The organism is Streptococcus sp. 11-4097 (assembly GCF_018215285.2).
Taxonomy (GTDB): domain Bacteria; phylum Bacillota; class Bacilli; order Lactobacillales; family Streptococcaceae; genus Streptococcus.
Genome location: NZ_CP185262.1, coordinates 1055009 through 1073129, shown reverse-complemented (window position 1 = coordinate 1073129; position 18121 = coordinate 1055009). Strand labels below are relative to the sequence as shown.

The 18121-nt window shown below is 35.7% G+C and carries 20 protein-coding genes and 1 pseudogene; 4 read left to right on the top strand and 17 right to left on the bottom strand.

Annotated features, from left to right (window positions below; translation table 11 throughout):
• Window positions 1-13: 13 nt before the first annotated feature.
• The 7 genes and pseudogenes from KB197_RS05360 to KB197_RS05330 form a co-directional block, all read right to left on the bottom strand.
• A complete protein-coding gene (locus KB197_RS05360) occupies window positions 14-325 on the bottom strand; it encodes a hypothetical protein (protein ID WP_020901364.1) in 312 nt (103 codons plus the stop codon).
• A gap of 170 nt (window positions 326-495) precedes the next feature.
• Window positions 496-1368 carry a DUF4300 family protein gene (locus tag KB197_RS05355; protein ID WP_064276185.1) on the bottom strand — a complete coding sequence of 291 codons (873 nt, stop codon included), beginning with the start codon at window positions 1366-1368 and terminating at the stop codon, window positions 496-498.
• 85 nt (window positions 1369-1453) lie between these two features.
• A complete protein-coding gene (locus KB197_RS05350) occupies window positions 1454-3193 on the bottom strand; it encodes a glycoside hydrolase family 13 protein (RefSeq protein WP_212573562.1) in 1740 nt (579 codons plus the stop codon).
• A 173-nt stretch (window positions 3194-3366) separates the two neighbouring features.
• Window positions 3367-3858: a phosphoribosylanthranilate isomerase gene (locus KB197_RS05345; RefSeq protein ID WP_049493741.1), complete on the bottom strand. Its 492-nt coding sequence runs from the start codon at window positions 3856-3858 to the stop codon at window positions 3367-3369.
• A 63-nt stretch (window positions 3859-3921) separates the two neighbouring features.
• Window positions 3922-4803 (bottom strand): diacylglycerol/lipid kinase family protein, encoded by an 882-nt coding sequence (locus KB197_RS05340; protein ID WP_042751173.1) that lies wholly within the window; start codon window positions 4801-4803, stop codon window positions 3922-3924.
• A 110-nt stretch (window positions 4804-4913) separates the two neighbouring features.
• Window positions 4914-5189, bottom strand: a pseudogene (locus tag KB197_RS05335) (ADP-ribosylglycohydrolase family protein); the annotation flags it as partial.
• 122 nt (window positions 5190-5311) lie between these two features.
• Window positions 5312-5836 carry a hypothetical protein gene (locus KB197_RS05330; RefSeq protein WP_212573563.1) on the bottom strand — a complete coding sequence of 175 codons (525 nt, stop codon included), beginning with the start codon at window positions 5834-5836 and terminating at the stop codon, window positions 5312-5314.
• Between the two features lie 517 nt (window positions 5837-6353).
• Between KB197_RS05330 and KB197_RS05325 the strand changes: the two genes are divergently transcribed.
• From KB197_RS05325 to KB197_RS05310, 4 genes are read left to right on the top strand one after another with little or no spacing between them, the layout of a single operon-like run.
• On the top strand, window positions 6354-6599 hold the full coding sequence (locus tag KB197_RS05325) for a hypothetical protein (protein WP_001813542.1): 246 nt from the start codon (window positions 6354-6356) through the stop codon (window positions 6597-6599).
• Window positions 6596-6931, top strand: coding sequence for a hypothetical protein (locus KB197_RS05320; protein ID WP_000806926.1), 336 nt, complete (start codon window positions 6596-6598; stop codon window positions 6929-6931). The genes KB197_RS05325 and KB197_RS05320 overlap by 4 nt, the downstream gene beginning before the upstream one ends.
• A 12-nt stretch (window positions 6932-6943) precedes the next feature.
• Window positions 6944-7312, top strand: a complete 369-nt coding sequence (locus tag KB197_RS05315) for a hypothetical protein (protein ID WP_000567222.1) — start codon at window positions 6944-6946, stop codon at window positions 7310-7312.
• A complete protein-coding gene (locus KB197_RS05310; protein ID WP_001072467.1) occupies window positions 7299-7598 on the top strand; it encodes a DUF5960 family protein in 300 nt (99 codons plus the stop codon). The genes KB197_RS05315 and KB197_RS05310 overlap by 14 nt, the downstream gene beginning before the upstream one ends.
• 117 nt (window positions 7599-7715) lie before the next feature.
• Here the strand turns inward: KB197_RS05310 and msr(D) are convergent, their stop codons facing one another.
• From msr(D) to KB197_RS05260, 10 genes are all read right to left on the bottom strand, one after another.
• Window positions 7716-9179 (bottom strand): ABC-F type ribosomal protection protein Msr(D), encoded by a 1464-nt coding sequence (gene msr(D), locus KB197_RS05305; protein ID WP_000420313.1) that lies wholly within the window; start codon window positions 9177-9179, stop codon window positions 7716-7718.
• A 20-nt stretch (window positions 9180-9199) separates the two neighbouring features.
• Entirely contained in the window at window positions 9200-10417 is a 1218-nt protein-coding gene (mef(A), locus tag KB197_RS05300; protein ID WP_000417519.1) for a macrolide efflux MFS transporter Mef(A), read from the bottom strand.
• 385 nt (window positions 10418-10802) lie between these two features.
• On the bottom strand, window positions 10803-10973 hold the full coding sequence (locus KB197_RS05295) for a hypothetical protein (protein WP_000873143.1): 171 nt from the start codon (window positions 10971-10973) through the stop codon (window positions 10803-10805).
• A gap of 626 nt (window positions 10974-11599) precedes the next feature.
• Window positions 11600-11998 (bottom strand): hypothetical protein, encoded by a 399-nt coding sequence (locus tag KB197_RS05290; RefSeq protein WP_102210767.1) that lies wholly within the window; start codon window positions 11996-11998, stop codon window positions 11600-11602.
• 12 nt (window positions 11999-12010) lie between these two features.
• Window positions 12011-12976, bottom strand: a complete 966-nt coding sequence (locus tag KB197_RS05285) for a DUF4365 domain-containing protein (protein WP_102210768.1) — start codon at window positions 12974-12976, stop codon at window positions 12011-12013.
• Window positions 12977-13619: 643 nt separating this feature from the next.
• On the bottom strand, window positions 13620-14948 hold the full coding sequence (locus KB197_RS05280) for a recombinase family protein (RefSeq protein ID WP_419991701.1): 1329 nt from the start codon (window positions 14946-14948) through the stop codon (window positions 13620-13622).
• Window positions 14875-16116: a recombinase family protein gene (locus KB197_RS05275; RefSeq protein WP_212573564.1), complete on the bottom strand. Its 1242-nt coding sequence runs from the start codon at window positions 16114-16116 to the stop codon at window positions 14875-14877. The genes KB197_RS05280 and KB197_RS05275 overlap by 74 nt, the downstream gene beginning before the upstream one ends.
• A 348-nt stretch (window positions 16117-16464) precedes the next feature.
• Window positions 16465-16572, bottom strand: coding sequence for a putative holin-like toxin (locus tag KB197_RS05270; protein ID WP_080980497.1), 108 nt, complete (start codon window positions 16570-16572; stop codon window positions 16465-16467).
• A 174-nt stretch (window positions 16573-16746) separates the two neighbouring features.
• On the bottom strand, window positions 16747-17691 hold the full coding sequence (locus KB197_RS05265; RefSeq protein ID WP_102210771.1) for an N-acetylmuramoyl-L-alanine amidase family protein: 945 nt from the start codon (window positions 17689-17691) through the stop codon (window positions 16747-16749).
• Window positions 17681-18109 carry a phage holin family protein gene (locus KB197_RS05260; protein WP_045616014.1) on the bottom strand — a complete coding sequence of 143 codons (429 nt, stop codon included), beginning with the start codon at window positions 18107-18109 and terminating at the stop codon, window positions 17681-17683. Before KB197_RS05260 ends, KB197_RS05265 begins: the two co-directional genes overlap by 11 nt.
• Window positions 18110-18121: the final 12 nt, after the last annotated feature.

The following is an 18121-nucleotide window of genomic DNA, read 5'->3' as shown; positions in this document are numbered from 1 at the left end:
TCAGATTTTGTATTTAACGAATACTATGCTTATTCATCTTTTGTTCAAAGATAGTCGTGATAATCTGACGCAATTCTTCTCTTTCTTTTTCAGGAATTTCACCACTTGTTTGAGCTGCAGCGTAGAGTTCAGGGTGTTCAATTGAAATGCGTTTAATCGTACGTGTCGTAGCATGTTTTCTTACAAAAAACGGAATTCGCTTAATCAAGTCTTGTGGTACTAGAGCAAGAATCTTCTCAGCAGTTTCCTTGTCACTAATCTTAGATGTCGTAAGCCCCTTCTTAATCATTTCCTGTTCTTTTTCTGTAAAATCTTTTAATTCCATTCGATTAGTCCTCCTATTTTCTCTAAGTTAAATTATATACCAATCCAAATAAAACTACAAATGGACTGTTTTGAAATATGTGCAAAACTTTAAAGAGTGGTTTCTGGCTACTAATGATTAACTCATTAAAAATATAAATGTCCTAGGATTACTGTCACATCTTACCACTATTAAAGCTTAACCCACTTATCATTATCCATGATGAAAGGCTTTGCCAATCCGTCACCTGTATAGTCCGCATACTTGGTGCCTAAATACTTGTAACAATCTTCCTTGCTGGCAAATTTAATCGCTTGATAGGGCTCTTCAAAAGTCAATTTCTCTACAAATAAGAAACCATCATCAGCAGGCACTAAGACTCCAACGTGGCCTACAAACAGATACTCACCATCCAGATTATCGTGCAAGACTACAGATAACATTCGAGCTTTATCGTTAAATTGAAACTGGGAGAAGAATGTTTCCATCTTTTCAGCGTGAACCTTGACATCCGTCGTTGCTTCAGTTGGAACTCTCGAAAATAGAATATCAAATTCTTCCTTATCTTGTGAATCAAAGACCTTTCCCTTATCAATCGCATCGTTATCTATGAAAAGCAATTGGTCATTTTTTTCAAGTTTTGGAATGGTGACTGAATTTTTCAAAAGACAATAACTATTGATACGACAGTTTGTACCAACGAAATCGCCCTTCTTTTGATTCCAAAGGTTGCTAATTTTTTCAACATCGTATTCGGTGTGAGTAAAGGAAGTGAAATCTCCTGATAAACCTGTCGAGCCGACAATGGTATTATAATCATTTACAAGATTAAAAAATGCATCAACACTATTTGGATCCAAATGGGCTGATAAGAGAGATTTGACCTCTTCTGTACTTACCTGATTGTTTAGGTTGGTGTATGAAGCTTTCCATGGAACTTTAGCTGAACTGGTTTGCCTTTGATTCGTCCGTTCAGAAGTAGTATTTTGTTGTTGACAAGCTACCAAGCCTAAAAATAAGACAGAACAGATTCCTAATGTCGCTAATTTTCTTGATTTCTTCATCTTCTTCTCCTTTTAAAGGTTTAGTAACTAGCCTTATTATACTATATAAATTGAACTTAAGACCCTAATCTTCATCCACTACTTTTTAGAAAATCACAAATCCTTTTTGAGAGATGACAAGCTGATTCTCCGATTCTTGGCAATTGCTTGCTAGTGCTACGGTTTCCTTCTCTAAAAGATACTCTTCTTTTGATTGGTTGAATATTGCTTTTAGGACCTGTCCATCGTATTTCCATTCCAAAGCTACTACATCAGCTTTGATTTCTTGAAGGCTATACTTACCATGCTGAATGGTTGATGATGTGTGTTTGCGAATCTTGATTAGCTTCTTCATGAAATTCAGCATATCACTGTCACTTGATACACGTTCCCAAGGCATACAACGTCGACAATCTGGGTCTGGACCGCCAGTCAAGGATAACTCTGTTCCATAATAGATGCAGGGTGTTCCTTTTTGTAAAAAGAGAAAGGCTAGGGCTGATTTAACCAGTTGAACATCCTCATTGGCCGTCCACAAAATACGTTCTGTATCATGAGAATCCAAGAGATTAAACATAACCTCTGAAATCTGCTGTTTGTAATACATAGATTGGACATTGATTTCATCGATGAACTGATCTGTCTTCTTAATTCCTCGTAAGAAATACTCCTTGATACTATCAGATAAAGGATAATTCATGACTGCATGGAACTCATCCCCATTTAGCCAAGGCTGAGATGTATGCCAGACTTCTCCTAGGATATAAAGATCAGGCTTTTTAGCTAAAACTGCCTTACGAAAATCCCTCCAAAACTGATGGTCAATCTCATTAGCCACATCCAAACGCCAAGCATCGATATCAAATTCTTCAATCCAATAAGTCGCAACCTTTAAAAGATACTCCTTAACCTCTGGATTGGCTGTATTTAGCTTAGGCATATAGCCCTCAAAACCAAAAGCATGATAGGGCAAGTCTCTCTTATTAGCAAGCTTATCAGTCGTCACTGGGAATCGTTGAATACGGAACCAATCTTTGTAAGCAGACTCCTCACCGTTTTCGATAACATCTTGCCATTGAGGAGATTGCGAACCAATATGATTAAATACAGCATCCAGCATGATTTTCATGCCACGCTGATGAGATTGTTCGACCAGCTCCCGAAAGGTCTCCTTGTCTCCAAAATGACGGTCAATTTCTAAGTAATCTGTCGTATTGTACTTATGATTGCTCGTAGATTCAAAGATAGGACAAAGATAAAGTCCAGTAATACCCAAGTCTTGCAAGTAATCCAGATGGTCAACAATCCCCTGTAAATCACCACCAAAGAAATCATCACTATTAGGTGTGATAGATGAATCCCAGTCTAAAGTCCCTTCTGGGTTTAATCGAGTATTTCCATTAGCAAATCTCTCAGGAAATATCTGATACCATACCGTATTTGAAACCCAATCAGGAACCTGGCATGCATCAATTTCATGAAGATAAGGCAACTTAAATCCGTTTCCAATGGCATGAAGATTTTCTAGAGAATTTTCCACACACCCTTTATCGCCATACAAAATGCTTTGGCCTTCTGTATCCTTGAGTTCAAAGAGATACTGGATACGTGCAAAGTCGACGGACACTTCAACCTGCCAATGGTCAAATAAGGCATCAGAAGTTATCTTGGCCATTTTCTTTGTATCTTGATAGAACTCCTCCATAAAAATAAAAGGATCACCATAATGCAAGTTGATGCTTTCAATATCCCCTTTCTTAGTTCTAATCCGAATATGAAGTTTCTTATCCTTGTAAAGATAGGCATACTCTGACTCAGGTCTATGGTAAATAGCACTTAATTCCATTAATTTGTCTCCTAGAGTTTTAATTCCAATTTTACGCAAACGTTTTCATAATTGTGATTCTAGTATACTACTTTCGTATTTTATTTTCAAGGCTTGTCCGTAGATTCTAGTGGTTTGGTTCTATAAATAAAAAAGTAGCCAGTCTTACAACTTGCTACTTTTCAAATGATGATTTACAAATATCTTTGCAACCACTCTATTTTTTTAAAATCCTTATTGTTATTGTGCTCATTTCGATAAGAATCTTGGGAAGAAGCCTTGTAAACGCTTAAAAACTGTTCCAAACTTGGAACGCGAAAAGTGATGTCATCGAGATGAATCAGCTCTATATCCGATTCCGAAACTCCTGCAAAATCTGGTAAAGAATCAATACTTCCGAATTCAACACTCAGACCATCCTTTTGGAATTCATGCTCATGAATATCTATTAAGGCGTAACCTAAGTGATTCATCACTTTCATTATCTTGTCCCAATCATAGATTCTGAGATGGTCAGGAGCTTCCCAACCTCTAGAGTCACCAGGCACATGAATGTCAATGTCAGACGGCCCCCATTCGTCATTTGAACGGTATTCAAACCCCAAAGACCCCATGAGCGTCGGAGTGATTCCGACTTGGTTTAAATGAGAACAGATTGTTCGAAATTCATCAAATAGAGAATTCATTCCTCCTCCAATCGTTGATATAGAACTTAATTTCGTTGTGAATAATAAACTAATTTTTACCTTCTACTCTTTCGGTTTTGAAAATACTTCAACTCGCTGAGCTAAAACTTTGATTTCTACAGGTAGGTTATCCGATTTATCGCCATCAACGTCTGACTCCAACTCACTATCTGAAGAGATCTTAATATTACGCGCTCTGATATACTCAATATTATCATTTGAGACAACATCTCCTTTTAGTAAATCAGGAATAACGGATAATTTGGAGAATAGAGACGCATCTTTCAGAATCAAAATATTGGCATAGCCGTCTTTGTTTTCTTCAAAGATTTTCTTATCAGCGAAGTAATTTGTCAAGAGAACCAAAACATGGCTAGCTTCACCAACATAATTTCCATTTTCTGTCTCGACCTTAATGTTAAAGACCTGATCCGTCATGACAGACTTCATAGTATTTACAGCATAGGCTAAAATACCGAATTTTGTCTTGTCCTCGATTTCAACATTGTGAATCGCCTCAGGAAGTGAACCGATACTAAAGATATAACCAAAATAATTGTCATTCGCTTTTCCGATATCAATCTTATTGGTTAAGTTGAAATCCAGTTCATCAATAGCGCCATCTATGTCTTGATTGATTTCCAACAGTTTCGTAATGAGGTTACCTGTTCCACCAGGGATAATCCCTAACTTAGGAATGTAGTCTCTCTCAGCAATACCCGAAATAACTTCATTGACAGTCCCATCTCCACCAAACACAACCACTGCATCGTACTGCTCACGAGAAGCTTCCTCAGCAAAATGTGTTGCATCCAGCGCTTTCTCAGTAATTTTGGTCTCCACTTGCTCAAAGTATTCTTTTGCTTTATTCTCCAGCTTTTCTTTGTAATCCAAAGCCTTCTCGCCACCAGAAGTAGGATTGATAATTAACATTGCCTTTTTCATTAATTTCTCCTTGATTTTAAATAGAAATGTTTACATTTCGTCGTATGCAACTAAATGTACTCTCATTATACAATGAAAATACAGAAAAGAGAAATATGACGTACTGGAGATTAATATGCTTTTATTCTATTTTCCCATCGTCTAACTACATCCTTTAAGGGTTCATCCAAGTAAGAATAGGCCTTTTCCTTGATCAAATCAGGGATACCGTAAGCTGCCTCTGCTATGCTACCAGTGATTGCAGCGAGAGTATCACTGTCGCCACCAAGTGAGATAGCGTTTCTTATAGCATCTTCGAAATCTGTACTTTCAAGAAAGGCAATAATGGCCTGAGGGACAGTATCCTGACAAGTTTCGTTGAAACGGTATGTAGGGCGAATTTCATCTTTAAAATTTAACACTATGAAAGTTTCTGTTTCTCTATATTTGAAATAGTATAGTGTTCAAATATCTAAACTATATTTTTCTTCAACTATGCACTATACAGTGGATAAACATTGAACCTAAACTACTTTCCTATCAAAGAGACTTGTTGAACAATTTCGTCATAAGAATTCGCCGCCGAAATAATGCTTTGTATTTCACAGATATGTATTTTCTTTTTGAACTCCATTAAACTATTTCCACCCAAGTAATTTGCCTTTTTTTCACTACCAATAAGACTGTTGTCTTTTTCAATTTCTCTGACATATTCTAGACACTCAAGTAAAATTTTTCTGTCTAATCCCGCCATTTCTGCAATGTACATTATCAATTGAGGACACTTTAATTGATTATAACTTGGTTTTTTATCTGAACGATTACATTTTTCATCATCAATATAGTATTCAAAAAAATGAAACGCTTGTGAAGGCTCAGCCCTGGTTGTATCAATTATTTTATTATATTTTGGATATTTTGCAACTTCAAAATATCCATCCACTGTTTGCCCAAGTCCTTCCTTAACCATCATATCGCAAACAAGTTCATCACCGTTACAATTTCTATGCTCGTTAGTTTTATTTATCGAATTCCAAAAATCTCTATTATTCATCTTATGGCTCCTTTTTCATCCTTCTAAACTATTTTCTACACCTTATATATCAAGATAATACACTTTTCTTTATGCGTCTACGGGACTCAAAAGGTTTGGGGAACCTTTTGAGGATTAACTACGTTTCTCTAACAAACCTACACACTCAGCGGTTCGCTGTTACCGTATCGTTTCGTCGTAAACTCCTTACTCTACGACAGCTATCCCATGGGCGGAACATCTACTTCTACTTCGCTGATACCTCAGCTCGTACAAGCAGTGATACCGCCTCAACGTGTGCTGAGAGCTTTCTTCTATACTAATAGACGAAAGGGTGTGAAAATGATTTTTAAATGATACTGTGGAACGGAACAGTAGCCCTAGTATTGACTACTGTCGTTTCTATTCATATTGGCTATTCTAGGACTGAGATGAAAAAATCTATAAATGCTCAGAATAAAATTGAACCCGCAAATCTCCCCAAAACAATGGTGAGTCATGTACTTGTATTATTCCGAAAAAATACACCTCTGGTGCAGTGAGACAAATTGGTGTATCTTATAGTGGCTTCGTAGATGAAAGCTATACTCTACTATCACTCTTTGATGATGTAGAACAAATTGAAAAAGATAATAGACTTCAGACAGCTATTGATGTTGTCAGAGAACAGTTTGGTTTTTTAGCCATACAAAAAGGAACCGTCCTAACTGAAGGTTCCAGAAATATTGAACGCAGTAAACTTATCGGTGGTCATTCCGCGGGTGGATTGGAGGGATTAAAATGAAACAAGAAAAAAATACAGTACAATTTTCAGAAATCCGTAGCAAAGGATGTAATGATATTGAAATGCTTGAAAGATTTTTACATGGAATCGTTGAAACAGCAACTTCAAAACTTCGTCAGAGAAAACTCAAAACAACTGAAATATCGATACGACTAGTACATGCTAAATCTGAAAACCGATTACCATTGGAATTTACATTTAGCATTAAGCCAACAAGCTCATCTGTGATAATCTATACTGAGGTAATCAATCGCTTTAAAGAATGTTACACAGGTGGGGGAATTCAAGGTTTTACGATTCAATTTGATAAAAATACCCTTGCCTCTGCATAGAAAGGATTTGATATGATTGACCGTTCATATTTACCATTTCAATCAGCAAGAGAGTACCAGGATACAAAGATGCAAAAATGGATGGGCTTTTTCCTATCTGAACATGCATCAGCACTCTCTGATGATACAAACAAAGTAACGTACATGTCTGACTTATCACTAGAGAAGAAATTATTACTCCTCAGTCAAGTATACGCCGGGCAGCTACGCACACGCATTCAAGTGATTGAAAAAAACAAGCGTGTTTCCTACACTGGAACAATACCAAGTCTGACCAAAGATTTCATTTTGATAAAAACTACAACAGGTCACATCAATTTGAAATTAAAAGACATTATTAGTATTGAACTTGTCGAGGAGGTGCTCTATGAATCAGCTTGAGTTTCAGCGTAATCACCTACAAATGGACTATTATAGCGAGAGCTACCAAGATTTTGAACGTGACTTCTACCGCTACTCTAACATGAATATTCCATTGACCTTCCTAACTGATGATATCCTAAAAACAATGGCGACTTCACGTAAGAATTACTTTGTCCTCAATAAGGAAAAGTCCAGAGATAACCGCGATCACTTCTTCATATTTGAAGTAAGTACCGTAGATGAGAATCCGCTAATCTATCATTATACATATAAGAAAACTACAATATATTTAGCAGAAAAATAGGAGCAGTTCAATTGACTGTTCCTATTTTTAATATTCATAAAATCTAAAGTCTTTATACTCTTTAACAATGGAGTCGCCAACCAGAACAGACTATACTGACCAGCGACTACCTTAAATTTAATGTTTCAGATTTATTTTCTTATCTCTAATTTCATAAACTACATCTGCTACATTTTCGAGTAATCGTTTATCGTGGGTGATAAACACGATAGTTCCGGTGTACTCCTTCATTAGTATTTCCAAAGCCTCTAAACTTGGTATGTCAAGGAAGTTACTGGGTTCATCCATTATTAGGATGTTATATCTACCCATGAGCATTTTAGCAAGCAACAATTTTATAATTTCTCCACCGCTTAAAACAGATAAACTTTTTCCAATATCGTTCTGTTTGAACCCCATAGATGCTAGCACTGAACGAATTTCTGATATATTGTAGTCACAATCCTTCTGCATAAACTCCATAACATTCTGATTACTGTTGTACTTGTAACCATTCTGTGCAAAGTAACCTATTTTTGCCTTAGGCGAAATAGAAATTCCTTCTTCATGGTTTAAGATCATTTGGATTAAAGTTGTTTTTCCGATTCCATTACCACCAGTTAACGCCACTTTTGCTCCTAACGGAATTTGAAAAGATGCATTTTCAAACAGAGCCTTATCCCCAAATACTTTATTAATTTCTGCACCGACTATAGGGTATGGATTATGGAGCTCCAATGCTTTACTTTGCCTGAAACGAATTCTGCGAATGCCTTCCGGAGCTTCTACTTTTCCTAAGGCCGCAATCCTGTGCTCTAGGGTTTTAGCAGCATTATACATCTTTTTTTCCTTACTTCCTATTGATTTTTGATGAGCTAAACGCCCTCCGTCTTCAGTACTTTTTTTCTTTGAAGAACCTTTTGCCTTCTGTTCTATTTTACGAGCCTGTTTTCGCTTTTCCTCCGCAGCCCTTTCCAATCGGGCACGTTCCGCAATAAATTGTTCGTATTCTGCAGCTTGGCTCTTACGTTCTTCCTCTTTCTGACGAAGATAATCAGAATAGTTTCCCCAATACTCAGTGATTTTGCCATCTTTCAGTTCCCATATTTTATCTACTATTTCATCAAGAAAATAGCGGTCATGGCTAATAACTAACAGTGCACCTGTAAAATATTTTAGCTGTCCTATTAGAAAATCAATTCCTTCACGGTCTAAATGGCTCGTAGGTTCATCCGCTAAAATACCATGAACCTGTGCCGATAAGGCCTGTGCTATTTTAAGCCTTGTTTCTTCACCACCGCTCATAGTCTGTATATTTAATTGCTCAACACCTAGCTTGCCTACAAGTGCAAAATCTTTTTCCTCCTGCAGAGTTACTTCGTCCAACTGGGGAATATAGGCAAGTTCACCCAGACGATTCATTTTACATCCTGGGGGAGTTAATTCTCCTAAAAGTACCCTGAGTAAAGTGCTTTTTCCAGCACCATTTGCTCCTACTAAACCAATACGGTCATAATCATATACTTCTAATTCATTTATATCTAAAACATCGCGTCCTTTGAATTCCACACGAATGTCTTTTGCTTTTAATATTAATTCCATAACATTTCCTCCAATATTGTTTATTTTAAATCTAATTTTCTAACCTCAGTTATCATTTGGCAAACTATAGCAATGCCAATAATTAAAATACCTGATAGTAAAAACCAATGATTTACACCGATTTTATCAGCAAAGAATCCAGAAAGAATTAACCCAATTGGCATAGCAAGTGACATGATACTTCCGATCAAAGAAAATACACGTCCTAAATATTCAGGCTTAATTTTCTCCTGAAAAAGAGCTGTTTGCACACCGCTATAAAATGGCACCGAAAGCCCCATTATTGCACAGCAAACTACGAATATTACAAATCCATTTGGAGGAAGTATTCCCGAAACGGCTAAACTGGTCCCCATTATAAAAAATGAACTTGTTATTAGTAATACATGCTTTTCGAAGCCCCCTAATCTTCCTAATAATAAGCCTCCTGCTAGCATCCCAAATGCAAAGGAAATTTCCGTAATAGAAATATGCACAGGCGTTCCATTAAAGTGTTCCATGCTTATTAAAGGAAATAGTGCATTGATTGGCATATAAACAAAAGTATATAGTGTTCCTAAGAGTAATAAGGCAAACAATCCTTTGTTTTGTCTCAGAACCACAACTCCTTCTTTCATCTCCCTTATGAAATTTGGTTCTAAACTTTGCACTTGATTACCCAGCTTAGGTATACGTACAATTGCTACCGTAATAGATGCAATCACAGCACCCAATACGTCGATGGCAATAATAGCATTTAAATCCCAAACGGAGTATAAGAGTGCTGCAACTGCCGGACTAACAATATAGCTTATAGACTGCAAAGACTGACTATAGCCTGCGCATTTCGTTAGCTGTTCTTCTGGTACTAAAAGTGGTGTAACCGCATTGAGTGCTGGGGTATGAAAAGCTGTTCCAATGCTACGGATAAACAATACTATCATAATCATCCAGACAGGTAGCTCCATACAGAATGCAACAATAGCAAGCACTGCACCAGCTGCTGCGATAATTAAATCGGCACCAATCATTATCTTCTTCCTATCATGACGATCCACTAGCACACCAATGGCAGGTCCCAAAATCGCATAGGGTAAAAAACCTACTAATGAAGCCATAGACAAGACCATCGCAGATCCTGTTTTTTCTGTAAGGTAAAAAATAATCGCCATTTGCAGGATGGCACTAGTGATTAATGATACTGCTTGCCCTGCCCATATTGCATAAAATTTTCGTTTCCAATTGTTGTATTTTTCCATTTATATTATCTCCTGCATATTATTTTGCTTGAATTTCTATTTTGAATAGCATTCTAGGCAATAAAAAATGCAGGCCAAACCCCACAATGTGGCTTTTGGTCTGCATACATACAATTTGGAAACATTCATATTAAAGACATAGTTAAATAAAGGTATAGTTAAATAACCAATATCCTCACCGTAACTAATGAATGCTCAATATCGTATAAATAAGCACAACAAAAAAGCCTATCATCGGGTATAGATTCTGCTTTTTTTATTGCCAGCTTATCTTAAACGCATTGAGGCTGTCATAGTTTCGGTTCCTCCTACATCTTTGTTTATATCAATTTATAGTATAACACAACAAGATGATATGTTCAATATAAAAGTTATGGAATGAGACTCATACTTCCAATTCGATGCCAGATTTAAAGGATATGACGAAGTTTTCTTCATAGACTGTAACGCTCTGGATTATCTTCCTTAGTAGCAAGCGATTAGCTTTCACAAAATCTTCTGTTTGTAGTTTTAAAAATTCATCAGGATTTTCTAACTCAACCTCAAAATATTTCATTTTACATTCCCTCATTTCATTTATTGATAAATTGAGTTTGCAAAAAAGAGTGGACAATTTTTGTCTACTCTTAACCTTTAAAATAGTTTTTTTTAATCGATTTGAAGTTGCCTAAATTATTACTTATTCGGTAAAATGAAGTATTGCTTTCAACAGATTTCCTTCAACTACACTTCACTTGATTCAAACAAGGTGGGTACATTTCTATTCCCACAAACTCCTTGTCAATGGAAACAAACACGTACCCACAGGGTAAATGGAAATAGAAACTGATAATTTCTAGCTATCACTTCTACTCATTCCAAAAATTTTCTCACTCTGATACTTACCCACCATAAAGCAAAAAGCCTTGCAATCAAGGCTTTCATTATCCCTTTCGTTCAAAGGTTTCTAAGCTTTTACGAGCAGAGCGACACACTCAGCGGTTCGCTATCTCCGTTCTGTCTGCGTGCTAGCACTTGTCAATCACGGACAGCTATCGCATGGGCGGAAGTAAATGCTAATCTTCGTCGTTTTACTCCTTGACTAGCAAACTTACCGCCTCAACATGTGGTGAGAGAAATTTCTATACTATAACACGATACAGAATAGTCAGAGTTTGAAATTATATTATGGAAGGATTCCACTCAAAGACAGCCATCCATAGTAAGGATAATTTGTGTGTGTTTGAAACCTGTATTTTTACTACTACATTCCATAACAATGTAGAAATCATCATCTTCCTCTGCTTTTACAACTATTCCCATTGAATATGGAGTTTTCCAAAGAGGTTCTCTTCCATAAAACTTTGCTACAAATTCATTTGTTGGATTTGGTGTTTCTGTACTAAAACCATTCTCAAATAGCCAAGCATGCCAATTTTTAAATGCTGGTGGAAAACCAAACATATAAATTGCTTGCATTGTAGATATTGCAAATTCCATTTCATCTTCCAAATTGATAACATACTTCTCCGTAGGATTTAGTCTATATCCATCTATAGTTTTTTCTGATTTCATACCACTATTAAGTTTAAGCTTTTTCATGATTATGCTCCTTTATTCATCTTTTGATTCTGGTCTTGCTTTGGTGTATGGTCTAGTTTCAGATATAAATTGCTCTACCTCTAAGAACGATTTTCCCAATTCATTCAAACTGAGAATCAACATATATTCTGCAACTTCACCAGAATGATCAATAGATCGTATAGGGGGTAATTTTTTGCGAAATTGCTCAAATGTATCTCCTACTTCTATCCATTCATCTATCTCACTATCATACCAACAATGAAGTTGTTTCCATAATTCATAATCACTTTCTTCAAGAAATTCTTCATCAACAGAAAAATATGCCCATGGAAATAATCGAGGAAAAACATCGGTATACGGTGTAAACGGAAACCAATAAGGATAGGCATACTCTTTAGTTTCTTGACCATCATTAACAATTAACTTAGTATCACCTTTACCACTAGACTTATTAACCCACTCTGTTGAATGTAGTTTAACTTCACCTCCAGTTTGTATAATTTCCATAAATTTTTTCTGAGATAGCAGAAAGTTATAATTTTGAATATGTTGCGGTAAATTCGTATAGGAAAGAAGGTGGTTATTTGATTGTTTATCCAAAAAAACTTGATTTATAGGAACTTTCACATAATATCCTTTGCCTCCTCCCTCTTTAGTTTTTTTAATTGTTTTAGGAGTTAACTCTTGCCAAATACACATACCATCATCAGGATTAAACAGAACAATTATACACGGAAGAGAATTCATCGTCCAATAATTATATTGTCTCTCATTTATGTTCCTAAAAATAATGCAGTTATCTTTTTTCTCCCTAAACCAACTTGGTCCTGACTTGATTTGTAATGCAAGGTGTTGTCTTGGTTTGCCATCTACAACAAATTCCATATGAGCATCTATACCTATATCATTAACTGGCTGCTCTCTAAACATCCAACTATTTCTTTCTGCAATAACTCCACATTGATGTATGCCAATCCTCTCAGTGCTACTAGCCATATCAATATCTACCTCCCTATATAACTAAATATACTAACAATTGATGTAATTCAAGGGAGCCTCAGTACAATTTGCAACAGCTAGTTGCCAGGCCTGATTAAAATCTCCACTACTTTAAATCACTTTATAGAAATGTTCCGAAAACTCATATGCTATGCTCGATTAAACTTTCCCTCTATGAAAAATAGAAAAGTTTGAATTTTGTAAACGTGAATACAATGCGAACTCTAAAGTTGAATAACAGTTACGAAATGAATAATAAAATCTATGGTTAGAAATCCAATTACTAAATTTTATAAAAGTCATGTTTGAATCTACAAAAGAAAGTAATATCTCCCCATTAGGTTTCGTATATGTATGGTCCGCTAAATGGATAATATTCAGTACAGGAAATCTATCCAAAATTGTTCTAAATACATCAGTAGAACATCCATGAATAGGAAAAACTATTACATTCGGATCATTCGCAAATAAATCACAGATGTTTTGAATTTCTTCATTTGCTTTGATATTATCTTCTTATAAGTCTATCAAACTCATCGCCAATCCAAGTATCTCTAATATTATATATTCTATCACAAAAATGCAAAAAAAGGCTATAACCACAATAGTTGCCCACTATCATCATAACCTTTTGTCTACTCTATAAATCTACCTCAGTTCCCTCTAAGAATCTGACAGTTATCTGCCCATCCTCTGCAATTATAATATTATCCAATACTTGACACATCTCATGAGAATCAAATTCCCACAAGGGCTTGTTTATCATTTCTGCCAACTTCAAACTATAGTGCTTTTCTAGCGGACGATTTTCTTCTAAAACTTTGTTCCACTTTCCGTGCAACAAGTCAACATTCTTACTTAGTTGTTCTACAGCCATTACTACGGCTTTCTCAAGCATTTCTTCATCGATATGATTGTTTAAACATCCAATCTTGCCTTTAATCCTATATCGATTATTACACTGCCATACCTTCCGTTTACCACGACTTGTAGTCCAATTCTTCCTACCAAATGCTGAACCACATTCGGCGCAAAATACTTTTGTTGTAAAGGGATTGTTTTCTTTCTGCATGATATAAAATTGGAGCTTATGTTGTTCTCTAAATTTCTTTCTTCTTGCTATTTCTAACTGAACAATCTCCCACTTCTCTCTATCTAAGATTGGTTCATGATTGTTCTCGATATAGTATTGATTAACTTGTCCATCATTATCAATTCTTTTCTTCGTCAGGAAATCAACGGTATAGGTTTTCTGAAGCAAAGCATCACCCTTGTATTTTTCATTTTGAAGCATTTTCCATATAGCACTTGGGCACCACTTTGCTTTACCTGTGCAACCTGGTATTTCCTGTTCTCTTAACTCTTTGGAAATAAATTCTGGACTGTATCCTTCTAGAAATCTATCAAATATATACCTTACGACATTAGCTTGTTCATGGTTTATAATGAGATTTCCTTTTTCATCTTTGTCATATCCCATAAAGTTTGTAGTGTTTACCTGAACTACACCACGCTCAAATTTCTTACGAATTCCCCAAGTTGAATTTTCTGAAATAGATCTCGATTCATCCTGTGCGAGTGAGGATAAAATGGTAAGTAGTACTTCACCTTTTGAATCTAGGCTATCAATATTCTCTTTTTCAAACGTTACTCCGATGCCTAGTTCTTTCAGTTCTCTTACATATTTGATGCAGTCCAATGTATTTCTGGCAAATCTACTAATAGATTTAACTAAAATTCTATCCACCTTACCATCTCTACAATCTTGTATTAGTCGGTTAAAAGCATCACGTTTTTTTGTATTAGTTGCTGAAATGCCTTCATCTGCATAGATGTCTACTAACTCATAATCTTCATGTTTTAAGATGTATTCACGGTAATAATTGACCTGATTCTCATAACTTGATAGCTGCTCGTCTTGGTCTGTAGACACTCGACAATAAGCGGCTACTCTGATTTTTTTCTGAATTTGAGATATGACTGTTTGATGTACCTTTTTGGCCGGTATAACTGTAATATTTTTCTCCATCTTCAATCCTTTCTAACACAATTACTGGTGAACTTAGTTTCCAATCTTCAATATCCCTTTCAGGGACTCTCATACCTTTACAGGAATTTTTTCCTTCTTTGATATATTTGGAACAACACCAAACAATCTTTTTCTTATAAGATACCTGTCTTTTTAATGTTGAACCACAATATTGGCATTTTAACATTCTAGAAAATTTATAGGTTTTATTTGTACCTTGGATCCGAGAACGGCTTTTCATTTTTACCTGAACCTTTTCCCATATTTCCTTAGATACAATTCCTTCATGATTATCTTCAATATAGTATTGTTCAACCTGCCCTTGATTTAATTTCTTTGGACCGTTTACACCGTCATGAAAGTATTTTTGAAGTAGTAAAGAGCCTTTGTATTTTTCGTTTTTTAAGATATTACGAATTGTACTGTCATACCATTTCTTTCCTGTTACAGTTGAAACCTTGCCCTCATTAAGTTTTTTAGCAATCCTATGTGTACCCATTCCTTCCAAATAACTATAAAAGATGGTTCTTACTATTTGCGCTTCTGCTTTGTTTATAACAAGTTCACCTTTTTCGTTTAAATCATACCCTAAAAACCGTTTAGCATTAATGAGTAATTCTCCTTTCTGGAACTTTCTACGAAAACTCCATCGTTGGTTTCCGCTCATGCTTTGTAACTCTTCCTCAGCCAAACTTGTTAACACAGTCAAGACAACCTCACCTTCATTTGATAAAGTGTGGATATTCTGCTCTTCAAAAAAGATATCAATACCAAGAGTTTTTAATTCTCGACTTATTTCAAGAACATTGATGAGATCTCTTGCAAACCTTGATATTGACTTAGTATGGATAACATCAATTTGTCCTTTTCTACAAGCACCTAACATAGTTTGAAAATCAGGTCTATCATACTTTGAACCCGAAATCCCTTTGTCACAAAAAACACCCAAAAACTCAACATCATCACGTTCAGCATACAACTTTTCAAAATAGACTTTTTGATTCTCTAGCGAATCAAGTTGACTTCCGTTGGTTGTAGAAACTCGAACATATGCACAAATTCTCTTTTTTCTTTTGTTATTCTTTGCTTCAATTTTTCTTATATTCATTTTTCCTCCTACAAGAAGTTTTTACACACTATATATCCCTCTAAACACTATATTAGTCAAGTAATCAGCAACCCTGTTCTTTAATAAAATGTCTATATATCCCTCTTACCTTAATAGGTAATTTCAAGATAGTTTTTTCCGGTTTTAAGAAAAAAATCAAAAAGAAAAAGCCTGATGTATTTCACCAGGCTTAGATTTTTTATTTGAAATTTAATCGCAATATGTTATAATAAACGTAGAAAAAGAGCTGAGCGCCAACTCAGCTCCATGTAGAACCGTTAAAAAGACGGTGACTCTCTATTATCAGACTATAACTCGTCCAACAACTCGGTCAAAAGTGGGGACGGGTTATTTCTTTTTGTCATCGTCCTTGAAGATTTTATAGCACAAACCAATCAAAGCAATGGTAAAAGTACCAAAGCCAAAGATGGTTTGAACGACTTCAAATGAGCTCAAACACGCTCCTCCTTTCCGTCAGATTTTGATGAATTACCCATAGGCATCACCTCTCTTTCGGTATAAGGAGCCACCGTCTTCACTTTTCTACAATAGATATTATACCACATGAGCCACCAACTTCGGTGGTTTATTTTTTTAAAGATTTATTTTAATAGTAGCATTTGCAAACTCTTAATTAGTAGTAATCAAACCATCAGGTTCAATCGTAAATTCTGGTTTTACTGATAGCGAACCATCGGCCTTGAGATAATACCAGCCATTTCCTGATTTAATAAATTGCTTAGATTTCATATCTCCATCTTTTTCATCTAAGTAATACCAAGTTTCACGATATTTTACCCAACCTTTAGCCATTCTACCATCCGACTTAAAATAGTACCAACGATGATTGATATGCATCCAACCAATAACCATGGCACCACGCTTATCTAAATAAAACCAATCCTTGCCATCATTGAACCATTTATTGATGAAACAGTAGCCTCTATTATCAAAGTAGAACCATTCTCCTTTGATATTTTTCCATTGAGATTTTGGATAAGAGCCATCTGCTTCTTCCCACCACCAACCAACTTCGTTTCGTTTCCAGTTTCCTTCAGTTAGACCAGATTCAATATCTTTCTTAAACTGTTCTCTACTAATGCCCCATTTTGCAAGGTATGGATAGGGATCTACATGATCACTTCCATTATTTGGTTGGTTGTAAGTACAAAATTGATGAGTTTTAATCCCAGCAAGACTACTAGAATCTAGAGTTTTAGGGATTCCAGCCTCGTCAGCTAACTCACGTAATAGCTTGACATAAAGTCGATAATCTCTCATGAATTCTTCTTTAGATTCATGACTTTCTATTAGTTCAACTTGAGCGTAACCTTCAACATTCCATCCACCACCAACATCATAAGCACCTCGGTCTACTAACCAAGTTTGCATGATACGACCATTCCCTACCACATGGGAGAAAAATCCTGACTCAACTGGACGACGCAAATGGTAATCCGCTTCATTTTGTGCTGTTGAGTTAGGATTACCTGTAGAGTGAGCATGAACTTGTCGATAGGGTTGCTCACCGATTTGAGGAAGATTTGTTCGTAATCTACTTTTATCAACTTCCATGATTATCCTCCTTATCATCGTTAGACTTTCCTTCAGTTAGATGTTCAAAAGCTTTTAAAATTGGTTTAAAAAGTAGAATATTCCCTTTTACTTTTTGATAGTTCTCAATTAGTGATTGGAAAGTAAAAACTAGGTATCCGATATAAATCGAATACAGAAACATAAATCCAGTTTTTTCAGGCAACAAAACAGACATCGGAATCAATAACAGTAACATAAAAATCCCTAAGACTTTTCGAATTAATCCATTGATTCCAATTCTACTCTTATACTCAACATCAGGATTTACAATTGCAGCAAATGTGCCTGACGCAAAGTCTACAATTTCCATGATGACAATTAACGCTAACGCATACAAAATAAGCCCATCTTCTGTTTCGATGAGCTTTCTTAAAAAATTAAACAATTCAATATCCATTTTTAATACTCC

Coding starts and splice junctions, on each gene's coding strand:
- KB197_RS05360 (WP_020901364.1), bottom strand. CDS start 325: ATGGAATTAAAAGATTTTACAGAAAAAGAACAGGAAATGATTAAGAAG.
- KB197_RS05355 (WP_064276185.1), bottom strand. CDS start 1,368: ATGAAGAAATCAAGAAAATTAGCGACATTAGGAATCTGTTCTGTCTTA.
- KB197_RS05350 (WP_212573562.1), bottom strand. CDS start 3,193: ATGGAATTAAGTGCTATTTACCATAGACCTGAGTCAGAGTATGCCTAT.
- KB197_RS05345 (WP_049493741.1), bottom strand. CDS start 3,858: ATGAATTCTCTATTTGATGAATTTCGAACAATCTGTTCTCATTTAAAC.
- KB197_RS05340 (WP_042751173.1), bottom strand. CDS start 4,803: ATGAAAAAGGCAATGTTAATTATCAATCCTACTTCTGGTGGCGAGAAG.
- KB197_RS05330 (WP_212573563.1), bottom strand. CDS start 5,836: ATGAATAATAGAGATTTTTGGAATTCGATAAATAAAACTAACGAGCAT.
- KB197_RS05320 (WP_000806926.1), top strand. CDS start 6,596: ATGAAACAAGAAAAAAATACAGTACAATTTTCAGAAATCCGTAGCAAA.
- KB197_RS05315 (WP_000567222.1), top strand. CDS start 6,944: ATGATTGACCGTTCATATTTACCATTTCAATCAGCAAGAGAGTACCAG.
- KB197_RS05310 (WP_001072467.1), top strand. CDS start 7,299: ATGAATCAGCTTGAGTTTCAGCGTAATCACCTACAAATGGACTATTAT.
- KB197_RS05295 (WP_000873143.1), bottom strand. CDS start 10,973: ATGAAATATTTTGAGGTTGAGTTAGAAAATCCTGATGAATTTTTAAAA.
- KB197_RS05290 (WP_102210767.1), bottom strand. CDS start 11,998: ATGAAAAAGCTTAAACTTAATAGTGGTATGAAATCAGAAAAAACTATA.
- KB197_RS05285 (WP_102210768.1), bottom strand. CDS start 12,976: ATGGCTAGTAGCACTGAGAGGATTGGCATACATCAATGTGGAGTTATT.
- KB197_RS05275 (WP_212573564.1), bottom strand. CDS start 16,116: ATGAATATAAGAAAAATTGAAGCAAAGAATAACAAAAGAAAAAAGAGA.
- KB197_RS05265 (WP_102210771.1), bottom strand. CDS start 17,691: ATGGAAGTTGATAAAAGTAGATTACGAACAAATCTTCCTCAAATCGGT.
- KB197_RS05260 (WP_045616014.1), bottom strand. CDS start 18,109: ATGGATATTGAATTGTTTAATTTTTTAAGAAAGCTCATCGAAACAGAA.